Below are 15,980 nucleotides of genomic sequence, written 5' to 3'. Positions count from 1 at the left end.
TTTAGATTGGTACAGTTAAGACCATTCTTTACTAACGGTTGCGCCCCTGCTCCGCTCGTTTAGTAGCTCTCACGACTCGACGAACGGGCGAGTACTATAGGAGCCGCAAATGATTACCCGAGTCAACGTTGACAGCACCCCTGATGGGCGTGTTACAAGAAGAGGCGCAGCCGACTACCTTGGCTTATCGGTCAAGACGCTTGCCAATTATAGATCGCGAGGCAAAGGACCGCGCTGCATCCGTGTTGGCGGGCGCACCTTTTATTACCTGAAAGACTTAGAAGCGTTCGTGCAGCTTAACGGGGCAGCGGCTTGATGCTGCTTGTCTGTCCTTAAGCGTGTTTGCCGCTCGTATCCGCACCAGCATTGGTTTGACGTTAGACGTTTCACGCGCACAACCGTGGCTACACTTCCGACCCAACGGCCTTCAACTTAAGCTTTTGCCTTAGGGTGAAGGCTCGGCGACGAGTAACGTGTTTACACCTTCACTTTTCGGCGCGCCGGCGAAGCTAAATTAACGCGTAATCCTAAATACCCTTAACATACTATATACTTATGTAAACATACAGGATCCAATGACTATTTTGAATAAACTACCGCTCGATGACGGTTCTCTGCTAGCAGCGAACGACTCCAATGTTGGACTAATAGACTCCTGCCCCCTACCCCCAGCCAAGGAGGTTCGAGAACAGCAATCAGTAACTATGACTCTGCTTGCAAAGCCAGCAAGCGTCGAGGCGATTACCGCCATCACTCATATAGTTGAGCTAGTGCGAACTAGCAGAGGAAGACCTAGAAGACCAAGTTCTAAGTACATCATGGCGGTCGGCACAATCCTTGCTGACGCGCTTAAGGGTGCGTCTTACACCCCTCTACGGCCGTGCTATCGCCCAATGGCTCCATGCAAGTTCACCGGCCAACCTATCAGCCGCGATCCTTTCAAGCGGGCACTAGAAGACCTAAAAGCGCATCGGCTGGTAGAGGTTTTCGGGGGAAAACAGGGCTTTAGGGACGAGCCCGGCGTCGTCACACGTATCTCTGCGACCGTTCGCCTCACTGACTACCTAGCTGGATACGGCATTAGGGCATTGGAGTGCCGCAGTCATTTTCACTACCCACGCGAAGCCGAATACGTGCAGCTGATCCAGCTTCGCGCCACGTCCAAACGTCGAGGCAAGAATAAGCTTCAAGGTAAGCGCTTAAAGGTCGACTGGCACAATCCCGAGGTAAAGCGGCAAGCCGCAAGGATGCGCGCTATCAACGCGTACATCGCTTCCCATTCGGTCACCGGCCCCGAGGCAGGTAACCTAGATGAAATCACGCTTACACGCATTTACAACCAAGGCGATCAACCCGGCCACGCCTACCGGAAAGGGGGTCGCATCTACGTTCATGGAGGGGGCTACCAAGGGCTAAAGCATCGGGAGCTAGGTCAACGCTCTCTCATCAAATTTGATGGCGAGGACACTGTAGAGGTCGATATCTCCGCGTGCTTTCTTACGATCGCCTATTCCCTGCTTGGTATGGCTCTTCCTGCCACGCCCGATCCTTATGAAGGAACGAAGCTACCCCGGCCGATTGTCAAGGCTTGGATGAATATGACGTGGAGCAATCCCAAATTTCATCGCAATTGGCCCAACGAAGTAGTAAACGAGCTAGAAGATGAGAACGCGAAAAAAGTCTTCTTCGCGGTGCGTAAGACCTTTCCAATAAAAAAGGTTCGCGACGCCATTCGCTCCACCTTCCCCGTAGTGGATGCTTGGATGGAAAGCTCTTTTACGTGGGCGGACCTTCACTACCGAGAAAGTGAAATCATGCTAGAGGTTATGGAAACGCTAGCCTTTAAACATAACGTTCTTAGCCTCCCGGTTCATGATTCCATTCGAGTTCCTTTAGCGAAGACAAAGTTGGTTGAAGAGGTCATTGAAAGTGTATTTTCTAAACATACAGGCTTTAAGCCTAAACTCACTATCAAGAACTAATTAGTTTCTATCTTCATCGGCTAGCCTAGCTACTAGCGAGCTAGTCTGTATACAGATAGGGGTTAGAGGACTTTGACTGGCAGATCAGAAGAGCGAAGCTAATTTACTCTTCTGTTTGCCGTTCGACGATAAGGCGCTTGCGTCGCCGCTATCAGCAACCGCTAAAAACAATGCGGACCTCACAGAACAGCGGCTTGTCGTAAGACCGACTAGAAGATGCCAGCAACCTGCGAAGGCTAACGCTCTAAATTGCCGTTTAGAGCGCCATACAGAGCATCAAGGCACGGATGGCAGGACGGCCTACTCAACAGCCTAGATTGCCTTGTACGGGCTTGTAGGGCCGCTATGGCAGCATTGTTCACCCGGTTCTAACAAGTTCGCTTTAGCCTCACCCCTAACGCCAGCAAAGGCGACGGGGGTAAAGATGAAGACGGCTTCAATGATGGCGGCTATCGCCGTGGCACTTACCGCAATGCCAGCGATGGCGCAGTACGAGCTGACAGAGGCACCGACGCATACAGGTCCGCGCATTGAAGCTAAGATTGGTTGGGATCGTCCGACCCTAGACGGCTTGCTAATTGACGATGGCGTTACCTACCGCGATCAGAACGGAAAGAGCGGCTTAGCTTATGGTGGCGAGGTCGGTTACGACGTTCAATTGAATAGCGTCGTTGTCGGCGCTTACGCCGGTGTAGATGGTTCGACCGCGAAGGATTGCGCCGAGGTCTTCGGCCTAGATCGCGCGTGTGTGAAGGCCGGTCGCAATATAACGGTTGGTGGTCGAATAGGCATCAATCTAGACGGAACGTTCATGCTGTATGCCAAAGGTGGCTACTCTAATGGTCGTATCGGCTACGAGTACCGCGACTTCGAAGGCTTTCTACCGGACGAAAGCTACGGCGACAATCTCGACGGTTACCATGTAGGCGGTGGATTAGAGTTCACCCTTGGTCGCCGGGTCTATAATCGAGTTGATTACACCTACACTGATTACAGCGACCTAGCCCTTGGCGAAGAGGGGTCGACGGCTAAGCTTAAGACTGCACGCCACCAAGTAACTTACGGTTTGGGATATCGCTTCTAGTCAAATCCCGCTCTAAAGGCATAAGAGCGTTTACAGCCTCATCCAGAGCATCAAGGCGTTAGAGGTAGGTCGCCCTACCCCGAACGTCTTTCTGCATTCTACGCCCCTCTACGGGCAAATTGCTTCATTCTACGCTTACAGATGCTCTAGCGGTAGTCGCATTTGATTGCGATCTACCTGCTCCATAGGACGAACAGCTTCGCACAGCGAACGTGCAAGCTCATGCGCCGCTTGCTCCCGTATCCTCTTAACCGGAGCCGTAATGCCGACACGAACCCAGCCGGGCGCGGTTAAGATGGCCAACGCGAGCGTAGCAGGGTCAAGCCACCATTCGTACGCACGAAAATACGCGGGGAGCGGTTTGGCAGTTTCGACTATCTCCTAATTACTGCTTTTGAATTGCAGCCTTAACCAACCAGCGATATTACAACGTAGCTAACATCACAGGAAATCCGGAATTACAAGTAGGGACTTAAGTTTAATCTCGTTTGCTCTGGTTAGGACTATGAAAAGGCGATGTTAGATCTTCTACTAGCTTTTGTAGTCGCATTGGAGGCAGCTGTCAGAGCCTCACTAAATGGGCTTGTGGTGGCTGATACAGATCACGCTTGGGACTTGCTTACGTCGGTGACGGGCGGCATTATCGGTGCGCTGGCAGGCGGGGTACCCGCATATGCTTTGGCAGTGAAGGCAACTCGGGAAGCCACAGCTAAAGATGAGGCCAATCAGCTACAACTCGACCTTGGAACGCTCCAATCAGCCTTTGTCAAATTGTTAGAAATCGTCAATGGAACATACACCATCTGTTCGCAGATAAATGAAATGCTCTATAATGCCCATGCTAACGGCCACAAGGACTGGCAACTCTGGCAAAAGGTCTTGCCACTACTTGGGGCTGATGTAGGTCCGTCGGTACGATTTGATAGTCGCGAGATTGCTCTTTTCATGCGGAAGCTGGAAAGCAACGACTTTGCAAACGCCTTAACTCTACTCGACAAGCGGTACGAGGCACTTAAGGCAGTGGTGAAGTCATACTCTGATCGACGGGAGCGGTTAATGGCTATGCTACCGGCAAGCGAACTTATCGACGGCGTCGGAACGACTAAGTTAAAAAAGAAGAAGCAAGCCGCGTTATTCCGCTTGCCTACGCTTTAAACCAAGTTGCATCTCAAATTATTGATATGATGCACAAAGACAGAAGGGAGGCTCAACGATTGGCAGATGATTTTGGGAGTCATGCCAAGCGCTTGTTTCCAAAATCGGTCGTGCCATCGTTCTCTATGGTAGCATAGAACCGAGCTAGACTCGCTTCCTTACAGCATGAGTCAATCTAAACATTAGTAACGTTTAGTGCGGAAGTTTAATTTACCGAATGCGCAGCCGAAAACTGTCAGTTATAGAATAAGTCACGTAGCTATATGGCCAGGAACGCGGTCTAGGACGCAAGCCGGGTACTATTGTAGCGAAGGCAGCGGAAGCCGTAGCGGAGCCGGTGAAGGCTGTAGCTAAGCGCGCTCGCAAGAGCATTGCCGATGCTAAGCGCGCTGCACAGGAACACCTAGGCGGCTGATCCAGACTGTATAGGTGCAGCGGAAGTAGCGGCGCTTCCGCTAACCCGATCCTCTATCACCCCTGTAAGTAGCGCATGATAGTGCGCCGCCTTCTCTAGTTCTGGTTGAAGCATCGGGTGGATTGCCTCGTAGCCCTCGCCATGTGGGTGGTCGAAGAAGACGTGGGTACGTAAGGGCGCAACCCGGTCGGCTACCCGGATCACCAGCTTTACCGACTTGATCTTACGTTGACCCACAGCCTTTCCGGTCGTCGTGCTACCGCCGGTAAGCCCACCTACAAGCGCGCCAGCGGGACCGAGGAGGACACCGCCTACCAAGCCCCCGGCAAGCTGCGATCCCCGGTTCGTGCTGGTGGTTGAGCGCGAGGTAGTGACCTCCACACCGTCAATCTCGATATCAGCGCTACGCACGTCGGAAAGCGGCAAGGCAGTGGCGCTAGCAACGTCGCTGCCGAGGATAAGCTGATCGCGACCCCAAGCTATGCCGATGCAACGCGGACCTGACAGGCTGTAGTAGTAATCGCCTTCGCCAAATCGCTCTTTAAGCTCCGCTACTGCCGCATCCTGCTTAGCTTGGTTCCTCGCCATGTTGGTGTTCACGGCCCAGCCGAGCAACATAAGAAGCCCGAAGAAGGCGAAAACGACAATAAGAAGGGTGGTCATCACAGGCACCCCTTGATCGCGCGGTTTACCCGATCATCGTAGGCGGCGGTTGCGGTAAACTTCACGGTGCGCGTCTGCCCCGCATCGGTGATGCGAATGGCATATGGTAGGCTCACCCATAGATCGGTGACGCCCTCACCGTGAAGAACGCTAGGCGAACCCCAATCGCTAACTGCACTGCCGATGCAGTGTTCTAGCGCTAATGCGCTCTTCTGCGTGTCGTAGGAGGCTCGTACAGGGCGTTGCCACAGTTCGGGCAAGCTGTCGGCGGTCGCGGGCGCAACCGCCAGCATGGCCGCTAGAATCGCACCAGCGCCAATTTGTGTAGGTCGAAAAAACATGAAGCCCCCCTTCTTGTTAGGAGGCGTACCCGGCGAAGAGCCGGGTGTTGGAATCCCCGTGCGTAGCCCGAGGCACCGCCGCCTTTGGGCGTGAGCCTTGGACATACGCGTGCGGTCACCCGGCCAGAAACTGACCGAGCTACGCAAACAAAGAGGATTCCACGCCTCATCGTCCCGATTTTGCGGAGCGACGAAGCTACAATGGAGGACTAGGCAGCCGAGGGCAACGGGCACCATCCGACGACGGGCAGCTAAGCCCTTTCTCCTAGTGTGAGGATTTGGGAAATTTGGGTGTTGGTGGCTGGATGGTATGGCCTCAAGGTTCCCGCGAAATCCTAGGACTTCCCCTCTTCACCGAAGAGACGCACCGAAAGCGATGCGCGGACGACAAGCGCCCGCGCCAACCACCATCGGAAATGGTGTGCTAGTTAAATAGCACAGTAGCGCTTCACCGTTGCAGCCGAGAGGTTGAAGTGGCGGGCGGTGACCGCGATGCTTGCTGCATTGTCTTTACGCCACGCTAGGACAGCAGCCGGATCATTAGCCATTGGCCTACCGAGGCTCACCTTACCCCGATGAGTCTTACCTGTAGCAGCTAAGGAAGCCCTAGCAACGACCCTACCAGCGTCACAGCGCTCCTTGATACGCTGGCGCTCCATATCGGCTACCTGTGCAAGTACCGCGACTATAAGCTCTCCTACGCCCTTACCTATGGGGCCTAGCCCGAGAACGTCTACAGTAACGCCCTTGTCGATCAGCTTGCGGATGGTGGTTTGTACGTCGATTGCGTCGCGCCCTAATCGGTCGATGGCGTAAACGCTTATCACGTCACCTTCGCGAGCATATGCCAGTAGAGCGGCGAAGCCGGGGCGATCCTCCGCCCGGATCGCGCCGCTTACCCCTTCATCAACAAACTCGCGATCAGCGTTGCTGCCAAGCGCCTTGCGTTGCGACTCCACGCTAGAGTCGGCGCTCGAACAACGCAGATAGTACAGGCGGCTCATATTAGACCCCGACTCGCTCATAAGTTACGCAATTCTTTTGCGCGTAGCTCACTAAAGAGTCCAGTGTCTTTTTAGCCGCCCTTCATGCCCTGAACCGGCGTGGCTCAAAGCTTACAACTTCCGCATTGTGCTAGCGTACTTGCACTACCTTCTAGATAAGCTGGCTCGCGCTTAGACCTTCCATTCGGCTGACTTGACGCCACCAGTTCGATGAAACTCCCACAATCGCTGGACGACGGCCTGAAAATCGGAGTTCTCGGAAGCTAGACGATCGCAATTTGCCCAATCGACTTCAACGCGCTCTCTCGCAGGTATCAATACTTCGCTGTCGGAAGGCGATTGGATATCAATACGAATAAGGCCAACACCATGCAACGAACTAAGTATCCTCAGCTCCTTCAGCGTCTCTAAACCTTCGATTTCGGCAGCAGCGAGATAAGCGAAATTCGCCCACGACGAGTTCGATACAGCTTGAAAATATGCTTCCCTGACATTGGATCGGTTTAGAAGCAGTTTCACTTCTAAGGACCAAAGCCGGAACTTTCTAGCTCCTACCTCCGATACGCAGTCCCGTATCTCTTTCGTCCATCCGCGTGTTAGGTCTTCAAGCGCAACAATGTCGGGATAAAGCCACTTATTTCCTTGTGGCCCTCTCTTATTCGACGAACGCCTCTCATCAATACGTTGAACATTCAACCCGGACTCCGACGCAAGAAAGGCTCCAAGCAACGGATACAAATCGGCTTCGAATAGCGCCGCTTCTTCGACGGTCACAGCAGGAGCCAACGTTGCTACACTTTTGCCGGCAATGCTCCCCCGCTCGTCAACAGCGTCAGCTTCTTCCTTCTCACTTTCTTCTGTCCAATAGTAGAGCCGAGGTCGGACCTCCACAGTACGAATTTGGGGATTCGCCTTCACGATTAAGGGCCTATTTGCGCCAACTTCGGCAACAAGCTGCTGTAGTAGATCGTCTTCCGACTTAAGCGCCGCGCTCCGATCCAGCTTTGCTCGGCATTCTTCGGGATAGGTCCGGTATATCCAAGCCGCTATGTCGCGCGCCTTAAGCCGTTGCCCGGCTTGCAGGCGCAGGCATTCCGCCACCGCCTTGTTAAGCTTAAGCGCCAATTTCGATCCCCGCTACCTCGCTCCTACACAGGAGGCTAACGGGACGATGCCTAGCGCTCCTCCATCAAGCAAGCCCGTTCTTGTCAGTTGGAAAGCCTAGCGAATTACAAACCACATAAGCCTTGGCACTACATTCCTCGGCTTTGCTTGCGCACGACATAGAAGCCCTCTTTGCCCAATGTAATATTGTAAATATAGTCGCGCTTGCGCATGGCGTCGTTTTGGATAAGCTACGAGAATGGAGATACCCGTTTTTGTAAGTTGTCCCAAAGCTTACCTGAAACGCCAAGAGGCTTTTCTAGTTAAGGTCGAGAAAGCCCTTACCGAGGCTTGCCTCCGACCGATGACCCTCGGCCGATCCGAATATAGCATCGATGCTCCGCTAGAGGCTATACGGCGACTAATGACTGGCAGTTACGGCCTTATCGCGCTCGCATTTAGACGGTCCCTTGTAGATAAGAGAGTGGATCGGCCGCAGTCTGACTTAGGGGAAGCCGAGGTAACACAATCCGAAACATGGCTTAGCAGTCCTTACTGCCAGATCGAACCAGCAATGGCCTATCAGCTAGGTATACCGATCCTGGTTTGGCGAGAAGACGGCGTCGTTCCCGAAGGCCTTCTTGATAGGGGAGCTGTCGGCCTCTCTATGCCAGCATTCAACTTAGATAATCCACCCAGCCTCGCTGACCAGCGATGGAAGCAACCATTCCAAGAGTGGATTGATCGCGTGCGTTCTGCCCACCGTAAGATCGGTGCAGCTCCGCAGCTATGGTAACTCAACTAGCCAATTAGCCAACCCCTAGATAATGATCGGAGAAGGAAATGGCAGAACCAAGAGCATTTATAAGCTTTGATGTTGACAATAATAGCACCGAGAAGATGCTATTTGCAGGTCAAGCTTGGCATTCTAAAACTCCATTTTCACACCAAGACTGGTCGGCTAAAGAGCCGATGAAACAGTCTGAATGGGAAGGTCTTGTGAAAGCGAAGATCAACAAGACACACCTTATGATTGTTCTTGTTGGTAAGTATATGTCTACTGCGACTGGCGTTGCTAAAGAAATCGCGATGGCTAAGTCTCAAAATGTGCCTTTTTTTGGGGTATATGTGGGCGGGGCCGATGCGACCAGCCCTCTACCATCGGGACTAGTTCGCAGCCGTGTTATACCTTGGACATGGGACGGCGTGGCAGGTGCGGTTAGCCAGATGATGAAAGAGGGGAAAAACGCCTAGCAAACCTAAAAACACGCAAGTCTTACGTCATATACACCTTATATCAGGTTAGGCAGACGTGCCGTTATTTAGACGAAATATCCAAGACCATAGAAGCGAACGCCTCGAGATATATAAGCTTATGGTTGAAATGGCTGATAGGGTGAGCCAGCGCCGACAGGCGGCTAACTCATTCTACCTGTCGATCAACACCCTTTTAGTGGGCGGCTCTGCGTATCTAGGCACAAGCACTTCTACAATTCGAACGACACTGCTTATATCGATAGCCGGAATACTCGTTTCAGTCTATTGGACTAGGTCAATAGAAAGCTATAAAACTCTTAATAATGCTAAGTTCGCGGTGATTAATAAGATAGAAGAGGATCTATTAGTTTCGCCATATACCGCCGAGTGGGCTGAACTCGATCCAGATGGCGATGGAAAACGACACAAGCCCTTTCATGTTACCGAGAAACTTGTCCCAAAAGTATTTATTGCGATGTATGCGGCGCAAGCCGCTTCTCTACTTCCCTGGCAGGTCTTGTTGCGCAGGCTACTTGCCAGTGCTTGCTAATAGGAGAAATCCGCTGAAAATCGGTATCACGGGACACCAAGAGCGAGAAGGTATAGACTGGTCGTGGGTTCGATCAATGATCGATAGCTTCCTTGACGGCAAGCCCGACTTAAACGGCTTTTCCAGCCTGGCCGCTGGAACTGATCAATTGTTTGGTGACGCGGTGCTGGCAAGCGGTGGCAAATTGACCGCAGTAATCCCTATCGAAGATTATGAGACTCACTTCGACAACGATTCACTAGGCCGTTATCTCAAACTTCTATCAGCGTCAGAAGTTATTAAGCTTGACTCGGACGAACCCGAAGAGAGAGCGTTTTTGGCTGCCGGTAAGTGGATTACTCGGGAAACAGATTGTCTAATCGCTGTCTGGGATGGCGAACCAGCGGAAGGCACAGGCGGAACTGGTGACATAGTAGCGTACGCTCTGTCACTTGGAAGGACCATCTTCCACATCGAACCGATTAAACAAGTGACGCGTGAATTATAGCTCCTCTTTGCTTAACACTATTTGTTTCAGGGCATCTATCGATAACGGTAAAGGTGTTCTATGTGCCATCCGATGACAGTTCGCACATAGGACTGCGAGGTCCCCTAGCTTAGTCTTCGCGCCTTTCTTCAAGGTATGGACCGGCCTGGTGTGATGTACTTCAATGTACCCGCTTCCTAGCTTTCCATACGCCGCTTCGAAGTCGAACCCGCATACCTCGCACGCTAGCGAACCGGCCTCGATTGCAGCCTTACGCTTCTCTCGTACCAGCTTGGGGTCGCGCTCGTATCGCTTGTGAAGGCGAATTATAACGCCGCCCTCTTCCCCTTCGTAAGGCTCGGCTGGCGGAAGCTTCGCTACTTTTGCCTCATCGGCCCCGTTAACGGCCCGTGTGATCGCTTCCGCGTCGATAGCTAGGTCGCGTGCCTTTCCGTCGTATTCGGCCCACAGCACGGCTTCTAGGCGATTACCGCGCTGCATCCCGACCTTACCTTGGTTGAGGTACGCCGGATCGAAGCGCCGAAAGTTCATAACCTTTAGGTAGACGCCGTTGCGGTTCCGAAGCGTCTCCGCTCCGGTCACCCCGCTAAGCCGGTGCATCTTGTTTAGCGTGTTGGATAGCTGATCCACCAAGGCAAAGTCCGCACCTGTCGGGTTACCAACCGTCTTTACATACAGGTCGAGCGCGAGCGTTAGCTCATCGCGGTTCCAAACCGGGTTGCGCACGCTCGTTGCCATACCGGATGGTACGATGACCTAGCGGTATGGCAACAGCGCTCACTCCTAGCCCGCTCCACGCTTGGGGTAATTCGTGGGTAATCAGTGCGGGAAAATAGCGGAAAAAGCGGGCTTTTGGGGGCACGATGAGACTCGCCATCCTTAAGCTAAGTGCTTGTTTATGGGTGTGAAAGGGACTTTCTAGGCACCATTTGCCGGTCGACTGTAAATCTGCCCGCGTGAGCGTACACTGGTTCGAATCCAGTCCCTTCCACCACTTTCCTTCTACCAATCACTTGATTGCGACCGTGGGCGCTGGCTGGTCGATACTTCCGTATGCGACTTCCCGCTTTCCCAGAAACAAAGCGAAACAATTTTTTGCAGGTGACGGAGCGCTGCGCGCTTGATTTCCGTTACAGCCCTGACGCCGGCATCCCGCCGTTCGTTCGTGCGCAGGGGTTGGTTATGGATGGTATGGTTTTCCTGATCGGTTTCACCATCATGTCGCTGGGATCGCTCGCGATCTATGCGACGGGGAGCAAGGAACCGCCGTCCAGACACCACACATTGCTCCATGCAAGCGTACCGTTCATCGCCGCGACGGCGTATCTGGCGATGGCGTTCGGCATCGGTACGCTGGTCAAGCTCGACGGTAGCGCCACTTACCTTGCCCGCTATCTCGATTGGTCGGTGACGACGCCGATCCTCCTGGCCGGGCTGGTGCTGGTCGCATTTCACGAACGCGGCTCGACTGGTGAAGTCGGCGGTTATCTGACCGCGATCATCGTGCTCGACGTGTTGATGATCGTCACCGGTCTGATTTCCTCGCTCGCGATCGTGCCGGTCGGCAAGTGGGTGTGGTATCTGTGGTCGTGCGTCGCGTTCGCGGGCGTGCTGTACCTGTTGTGGGTGCCGCTGCGTGCACGCGCGTTTGAGCGGGGGCAGGCGTTGGGCAGCGCGTATGTCAAGAATGTCGGCTTCCTGACCGTTATCTGGTTCCTCTACCCGATCGTGTTCTTGGTCGGGCCCGAGGGACTGAAGATTGTGACCGACCTGACCACGGTGTGGGCGATCCTGATCATGGATGTGGTCGCGAAGGTGGTCTACGCCTTCTACGCCGCGAATAACGTCGAGAAGGCATTGCGCGAGCGTGGGTCAGGCTACGAGCACGATCGCGTTCACGCGTGAAGGTGCGTGCTCCGATGCGCGATCGGATCGAGTTCGGAGCACGCCCCCTCGACGGCCGCTCGATAGGTTGGGCGCTGCTGGGGGTGGCGGGGGTCGCCGCCTCCTTCGCCCCGTTGCTCGTCCAGCTATGTTACACGATCGTCGCGGTTGGCGTGATCGGGATGGCACATGGCGCAAGCGATCTGGCGATCGTCGACCAATCGCGGCGTCCGTCGTTTCTCGCACTCTACGGCTTGGTATCGCTCGGATGCCTATGGTGGTGGACCACCGAGCCGGCCGTCGCGCTGCCGCTGTTTCTCGTCGCCTCCGCGATCCATTTTGCACTGGAGGACGCGCCGGCGGGATCGCTGATGGAGCGTAGCGCACGCGGGATCAGCCTGGTCGCGACGCCGGCCGTGATCCACAAAGCGAATTTGCGCGACCTGCTGGTGATCGCGGGTGGGCCGGACACGCTCGTACCGACACTTGTCAACGCGCTGGCATTGATCGGGGGCATGACGGCGCTAGGTTTGCTGGTGCTGGCATTGCAGCGTCGCAACTTGCGATTGGCAGTCGGCACGCTCGCGCTGCTGATCTTTCCGCCATTGATCGGTTTCTCGCTCGGCTTCCTGATCCTGCACGCGCTGCCGCAGACCGCTCAGCGGCAGGAGCGGATCGGTTGCGCGACCACCCTCGACTATTTTCGCGCGGTCGGGCCGATCCTGCTGCTCGCCTTTGTGCTGGCGGGCGTAGTCGCCGCGGTGCTGCTGCGGATCGATGCCTCGGGTGTGAGGGCGCTGTTCGCCGCGATTGCCGCGCTGGCCGTGCCGCATCTGCTGGTCACGCCGTGGTTTGCGAGTGAGGCACATTCTGAGCCGCTTCCGACGTCCGCCTGACGCCCGAGTTCAGCCGCGCGCTGCCTTCTTCCCGGCGAGCGCCGACAGCACACCGCGCAGCGTGCGTACCTCCTGGCTGGTCCAACCCGGTTTTGTCAGAAGCGTGCGGATCGTACGTTTGGTCGTCGGAACACGCGCGGGTGGGAAGAAAAAGTTGGCGGCTTCCAGCATGTCGTCGAGCTGCGCGATCATGCCGTCGAGTTCGCCTTGTGGCGCAGGCGGATCAAACGCGACTTCCGGCGGGCTCGCCAGCGCGACATGCTTCGACCATTCGTAGGCGACGAGGATCACCGCCTGCGCGAGGTTGAGGCTACCGAACTCGGCGTTGATCGGCACCGTCACGATCGTGCGCGCGAGCGCGACATCTTCGGTTTCCAGCCCCGAGCGTTCGGGGCCGAACAGGATCGCGGACCCGCCCGGTTCGGCGTGGACCTGGCGCGCGGCAACCTCGGGCGTGACGACCGGCTTGGTCACGCCTCGCTTGCGCACGGTGGTGGCGTAGACGTGTGCGCAGTCGGCGACCGCGTCCGCCACCGTCTCGAACACGCGCGCGCGTTCGAGCACCACGTCGGCACCCGAGGCGGCAGGACCGGCGGCGGGATTGGGCCAGCCGTCGCGCGGCGCGACGAGCCGCAGGTCGGTCAGCCCGAAGTTGAGCATCGCGCGTGCGGCCTTGCCGATGTTCTCACCCAGTTGCGGGCGCACGAGGACGATGGCGGGTGGCGGAATCGTCGGAGCAGTCTCAGTCATCCCCGCGCGGCCTCCTCGACGGTGCCGGCGAACTCCTCGAAATCGCGCGCCTCGCTGAAGTCGCGGTAGACGCTGGCGAAGCGGATGTAGGCGACCGAGTCGAGCCCCTTGAGCCCTTCCATCACCATCTCGCCGATCTGCTTGGAGGTGACCTCGGTATCGCCGGTGGTCTCGAGCTGACGCTGGATGCCGCTGACCAGCTTCTCGATCGCCAACGCATCGATCGGGCGCTTGCGCGCGGCGATCGAGACCGAGCGAAGCAGCTTCTCGCGGTCGAACGGCTCGCGACGTTGCTCGCTTTTCACCACCACGAGGTCGCGCAACTGGATGCGCTCGAAGGTAGTGAAGCGCGCGGCACATCCCTCACACTGGCGACGGCGCCGGATCGCGGCGCCGTCGTCGGTCGGGCGACTGTCCTTTACCTGGCTGGCCTCATGGCCGCAGAACGGACAGCGCATTCAGTCCTTGCGCTTCGCATAAGCGACCGCGGCACCCGCTAGCGCACCGAAGATCGGGCCGACGAAGGGGATCGGGATCGCGACGATCGCGCCCACTGCACCATACTTCGCCATCTTCTTGCCCAGGCCCGGGGTCGTCTTCACTTCGGTCTGGATTTCATCGAACTTCGACACGTCGCTTATCCTTCGTAGATCGGGAAGCGTGCGCACAGGTCGCGCACGCGACCACGAACGTCTGCCTCGACCTCGGGGTCCCCATGCTCGCCCTTCTTTGCCAAGCCGTCGAGCACGTCGGCGACCATGTTGCCGATCTCGCGGAACTCGGCGGGTCCGAAGCCGCGCGTCGTGCCGGCGGGCGAGCCGACGCGGATGCCGCTGGTCTTAACCGGGGGCAGCGGATCGTTGGGGATGCCGTTCTTGTTGCAGGTGATGCCCGCGCGCTCCAGCGCCTCGTCGGCGTCGCGGCCCGTGACGCCGAGCGGGGTGAGGTCGACGAGTGCGAGATGCGTGTCGGTCCCACCCGAAACGAGATCGGCACCGCGCTCCTTCATCGTCGCGGCGAGCACCTTGGCATTCTCCACCACGGCGGCGGCGTACGCCTTGAAGTCGGGGCGCAGCGCCTCGCCGAACGCGACCGCCTTGGCGGCGACGACGTGCATCAGCGGACCACCCTGAAGGCCGGGGAAAACCGCCGAATTAATCTTCTTCGCTACGCCCTCGTCATCGGTCATCACCATGCCGCCGCGCGGTCCGCGCAGTGTCTTGTGCGTGGTGGTGGTGACGACGTGAGCGTGTCCGAACGGCGTCGGGTGGACGCCGCCCGCAACCAAGCCTGCGAAATGCGCCATGTCGACCATGAAGAACGCGCCGACCTTGTCCGCGATGGCGCGGAAGCGCGCAAAGTCGATGTGGCGCGGATAGGCCGAGCCGCCGGTGATGAGCACCTTGGGTTTGTGCTCAAGCGCGAGCGCCTCGACTTGATCGTAGTCGATCAGGTGCGTGTCGGGCGTAACGCCGTACTGAACCGCGTTGAACCACTTGCCGCTCATCGCCGCGCGTGCGCCGTGCGTCAGGTGCCCGCCCGCATCGAGGCTCAGGCCCATGATCGTGTCGCCGGGCTTGGCGAGCGCCAGCATCACCGCGCCGTTCGCCTGCGCGCCCGAGTGCGGCTGCACGTTGGCGTAACCGCAGCCGAACAACTGCTTGGCGCGCTCGATCGCGAGTACCTCGACCTCGTCTGACGGCGCGCAACCCTGGTAATAGCGCTTGCCCGGATAGCCCTCGGCGTACTTGTTGGTGAAGACCGAGCCCTGCGCCTCCAGCACCGCGCGCGACACGATGTTCTCGCTCGCGATCAGCTCGATCTGCGTCTGCTCGCGCGTCAGCTCGTGCTCGATGCCCGCGAACACCGCGGCGTCGGCGTCGGCGAGGCTGCGCGTGAAGAAGCCGCTTTCCCGTTCGTAGTTGGGCTGCACGTCGTTGGCGATCTGCGGATTGCTGCTCATGCGGGGTCCTTCAGCTTGTCGACGCGCGCGCAGTGGCGGCCGCCGAGGAAATCGGTGGACAGGAACGCGGACACGCAGGCGCGCGTCATCTCCGGCCCGATCAGCCGCGCGCCCATGGCGATCGCGTTGGCGTCGTTGTGGCTGCGCGCAAGGCCCGCCGACAGCGGTTCGGCGACAAGCGCGCAGCGTACCGCCGGGTTGCGATTGGCCGCGATCATGATGCCGATGCCCGATCCGCACAGCGCGATGCCGCGTTCGGCGCGCCCGTCCGCCAGCGCCTCGGCCAGCGCGTAGCCGTAATCGGGGTAGTCGACGCTGGCGTCGCCGTGGGTGCCGAGGTCGAGCACGTCATGTCCTTGCTCACCCAGCCATTGGACAAGATCGGCCTTCATCGCGACGGCCGCGTGATCGGATGCGATAACGATGCGCAAGGTGGTTCGAACGC

General features: G+C 56.9%; 19 protein-coding genes. 9 read left to right on the top strand and 10 right to left on the bottom strand.

From position 1 onward, the window contains the following. Positions 1–109 precede the first annotated feature (109 nt). The 3 genes from SMN802W_RS17830 to SMN802W_RS17485 all read left to right on the top strand — a co-directional run bounded on the left by SMN802W_RS17830 (position 110) and on the right by SMN802W_RS17485 (position 3,066). A complete protein-coding gene (locus SMN802W_RS17830) occupies positions 110–316 on the top strand; it encodes a helix-turn-helix transcriptional regulator (protein ID WP_083925595.1) in 207 nt (68 codons plus the stop codon). Positions 317–1,133: 817 nt separating this feature from the next. Next, positions 1,134–1,982: a hypothetical protein gene (locus SMN802W_RS18125; protein WP_156818722.1), complete on the top strand. Its 849-nt coding sequence runs from the start codon at positions 1,134–1,136 to the stop codon at positions 1,980–1,982. A gap of 424 nt (positions 1,983–2,406) precedes the next feature. Next, positions 2,407–3,066, top strand: a complete 660-nt coding sequence (locus SMN802W_RS17485) for an outer membrane protein (RefSeq protein ID WP_083925594.1) — start codon at positions 2,407–2,409, stop codon at positions 3,064–3,066. 135 nt (positions 3,067–3,201) lie between these two features. On the opposite strand, the gene SMN802W_RS18885 is transcribed toward SMN802W_RS17485, so the two are convergent. After that, positions 3,202–3,444, bottom strand: coding sequence for a DUF6771 family protein (locus SMN802W_RS18885; protein WP_083925592.1), 243 nt, complete (start codon positions 3,442–3,444; stop codon positions 3,202–3,204). 210 nt (positions 3,445–3,654) lie between these two features. Between SMN802W_RS18885 and SMN802W_RS18120 the strand changes: the two genes are divergently transcribed. Next, a complete protein-coding gene (locus tag SMN802W_RS18120; protein WP_156818721.1) occupies positions 3,655–4,221 on the top strand; it encodes a hypothetical protein in 567 nt (188 codons plus the stop codon). Between the two features lie 403 nt (positions 4,222–4,624). Here SMN802W_RS18120 and SMN802W_RS0104210 read toward each other — a convergent pair whose 3' ends face one another. From SMN802W_RS0104210 to SMN802W_RS17820, 3 genes are all read right to left on the bottom strand, one after another. Then, positions 4,625–5,299, bottom strand: coding sequence for a hypothetical protein (locus SMN802W_RS0104210; protein ID WP_019515642.1), 675 nt, complete (start codon positions 5,297–5,299; stop codon positions 4,625–4,627). Between the two features lie 769 nt (positions 5,300–6,068). Then, a complete protein-coding gene (locus SMN802W_RS0104200; protein ID WP_026325731.1) occupies positions 6,069–6,644 on the bottom strand; it encodes a recombinase family protein in 576 nt (191 codons plus the stop codon). A gap of 171 nt (positions 6,645–6,815) precedes the next feature. Continuing rightward, the gene (locus tag SMN802W_RS17820) at positions 6,816–7,769 is read right to left on the bottom strand and encodes a COG2958 family protein (RefSeq protein WP_083925590.1); all 954 of its coding nucleotides are present in this window, start codon (positions 7,767–7,769) and stop codon (positions 6,816–6,818) included. 822 nt (positions 7,770–8,591) lie between these two features. On the opposite strand from SMN802W_RS17820, the gene SMN802W_RS17810 reads away from it, so the two are divergent. From SMN802W_RS17810 to SMN802W_RS17800, 3 genes are all read left to right on the top strand, one after another. Then, positions 8,592–9,002: a TIR domain-containing protein gene (locus tag SMN802W_RS17810; protein WP_083925588.1), complete on the top strand. Its 411-nt coding sequence runs from the start codon at positions 8,592–8,594 to the stop codon at positions 9,000–9,002. A 58-nt stretch (positions 9,003–9,060) separates the two neighbouring features. After that, complete coding sequence (locus tag SMN802W_RS18470; RefSeq protein ID WP_443208577.1) at positions 9,061–9,555, top strand: RipA family octameric membrane protein; 495 nt, start codon at positions 9,061–9,063, stop codon at positions 9,553–9,555. Positions 9,556–9,631: 76 nt separating this feature from the next. Next, positions 9,632–10,042 carry a hypothetical protein gene (locus tag SMN802W_RS17800; RefSeq protein WP_202951004.1) on the top strand — a complete coding sequence of 137 codons (411 nt, stop codon included), beginning with the start codon at positions 9,632–9,634 and terminating at the stop codon, positions 10,040–10,042. On the opposite strand, the gene SMN802W_RS0104195 is transcribed toward SMN802W_RS17800, so the two are convergent. After that, positions 10,037–10,768, bottom strand: coding sequence for an HNH endonuclease (locus tag SMN802W_RS0104195; RefSeq protein WP_238560104.1), 732 nt, complete (start codon positions 10,766–10,768; stop codon positions 10,037–10,039). The two genes, SMN802W_RS17800 and SMN802W_RS0104195, sit on opposite strands and share 6 nt — an antisense overlap. A 456-nt stretch (positions 10,769–11,224) precedes the next feature. On the opposite strand from SMN802W_RS0104195, the gene SMN802W_RS16385 reads away from it, so the two are divergent. Both SMN802W_RS16385 and SMN802W_RS0104185 read left to right on the top strand, forming a co-directional pair. Then, on the top strand, positions 11,225–11,947 hold the full coding sequence (locus SMN802W_RS16385) for a bacteriorhodopsin (RefSeq protein ID WP_037523293.1): 723 nt from the start codon (positions 11,225–11,227) through the stop codon (positions 11,945–11,947). A gap of 14 nt (positions 11,948–11,961) precedes the next feature. Then, positions 11,962–12,822: a Brp/Blh family beta-carotene 15,15'-dioxygenase gene (locus SMN802W_RS0104185; protein ID WP_156818720.1), complete on the top strand. Its 861-nt coding sequence runs from the start codon at positions 11,962–11,964 to the stop codon at positions 12,820–12,822. A gap of 9 nt (positions 12,823–12,831) precedes the next feature. Here SMN802W_RS0104185 and SMN802W_RS0104180 read toward each other — a convergent pair whose 3' ends face one another. From SMN802W_RS0104180 to rpiB, 5 genes are read right to left on the bottom strand one after another with little or no spacing between them, the layout of a single operon-like run. Further along, positions 12,832–13,572 carry an RNA methyltransferase gene (locus tag SMN802W_RS0104180; RefSeq protein ID WP_019515636.1) on the bottom strand — a complete coding sequence of 247 codons (741 nt, stop codon included), beginning with the start codon at positions 13,570–13,572 and terminating at the stop codon, positions 12,832–12,834. Beyond that, a complete protein-coding gene (gene nrdR, locus SMN802W_RS0104175) occupies positions 13,569–14,030 on the bottom strand; it encodes a transcriptional regulator NrdR (protein ID WP_019515635.1) in 462 nt (153 codons plus the stop codon). Before nrdR ends, SMN802W_RS0104180 begins: the two co-directional genes overlap by 4 nt. Beyond that, positions 14,031–14,204: a hypothetical protein gene (locus tag SMN802W_RS18555; protein WP_019515634.1), complete on the bottom strand. Its 174-nt coding sequence runs from the start codon at positions 14,202–14,204 to the stop codon at positions 14,031–14,033. A gap of 5 nt (positions 14,205–14,209) precedes the next feature. Further along, a complete protein-coding gene (gene glyA, locus SMN802W_RS0104165; RefSeq protein WP_019515633.1) occupies positions 14,210–15,535 on the bottom strand; it encodes a serine hydroxymethyltransferase in 1,326 nt (441 codons plus the stop codon). Then, on the bottom strand, positions 15,532–15,966 hold the full coding sequence (gene rpiB, locus SMN802W_RS0104160) for a ribose 5-phosphate isomerase B (RefSeq protein WP_019515632.1): 435 nt from the start codon (positions 15,964–15,966) through the stop codon (positions 15,532–15,534). The genes glyA and rpiB overlap by 4 nt, the downstream gene beginning before the upstream one ends. Positions 15,967–15,980 lie beyond the last annotated feature (14 nt).

The organism is Sphingomonas sp. Mn802worker, from assembly GCF_000382485.1.
GTDB lineage: Bacteria > Pseudomonadota > Alphaproteobacteria > Sphingomonadales > Sphingomonadaceae > Sphingomonas.
Note: the sequence above shows the minus strand (reverse complement) of the source record. Positions and strands in the feature narration are given on the sequence as shown.

What these genes read in the sequence shown, in the direction of transcription:
- SMN802W_RS0104200 (WP_026325731.1), bottom strand. Translation starts at nt 6,644, where the DNA reads ATGAGCCGCCTGTACTATCTGCGTTGTTCGAGCGCCGACTCTAGCGTG.
- SMN802W_RS0104180 (WP_019515636.1), bottom strand. Translation starts at nt 13,572, where the DNA reads ATGACTGAGACTGCTCCGACGATTCCGCCACCCGCCATCGTCCTCGTG.
- glyA (WP_019515633.1), bottom strand. Translation starts at nt 15,535, where the DNA reads ATGAGCAGCAATCCGCAGATCGCCAACGACGTGCAGCCCAACTACGAA.
- nrdR (WP_019515635.1), bottom strand. Translation starts at nt 14,030, where the DNA reads ATGCGCTGTCCGTTCTGCGGCCATGAGGCCAGCCAGGTAAAGGACAGT.
- SMN802W_RS17800 (WP_202951004.1), top strand. Translation starts at nt 9,632, where the DNA reads ATGATCGATAGCTTCCTTGACGGCAAGCCCGACTTAAACGGCTTTTCC.
- SMN802W_RS17810 (WP_083925588.1), top strand. Translation starts at nt 8,592, where the DNA reads ATGGCAGAACCAAGAGCATTTATAAGCTTTGATGTTGACAATAATAGC.
- SMN802W_RS0104185 (WP_156818720.1), top strand. Translation starts at nt 11,962, where the DNA reads ATGCGCGATCGGATCGAGTTCGGAGCACGCCCCCTCGACGGCCGCTCG.
- SMN802W_RS0104210 (WP_019515642.1), bottom strand. Translation starts at nt 5,299, where the DNA reads ATGACCACCCTTCTTATTGTCGTTTTCGCCTTCTTCGGGCTTCTTATG.
- SMN802W_RS16385 (WP_037523293.1), top strand. Translation starts at nt 11,225, where the DNA reads ATGGATGGTATGGTTTTCCTGATCGGTTTCACCATCATGTCGCTGGGA.
- SMN802W_RS17485 (WP_083925594.1), top strand. Translation starts at nt 2,407, where the DNA reads ATGAAGACGGCTTCAATGATGGCGGCTATCGCCGTGGCACTTACCGCA.
- SMN802W_RS17830 (WP_083925595.1), top strand. Translation starts at nt 110, where the DNA reads ATGATTACCCGAGTCAACGTTGACAGCACCCCTGATGGGCGTGTTACA.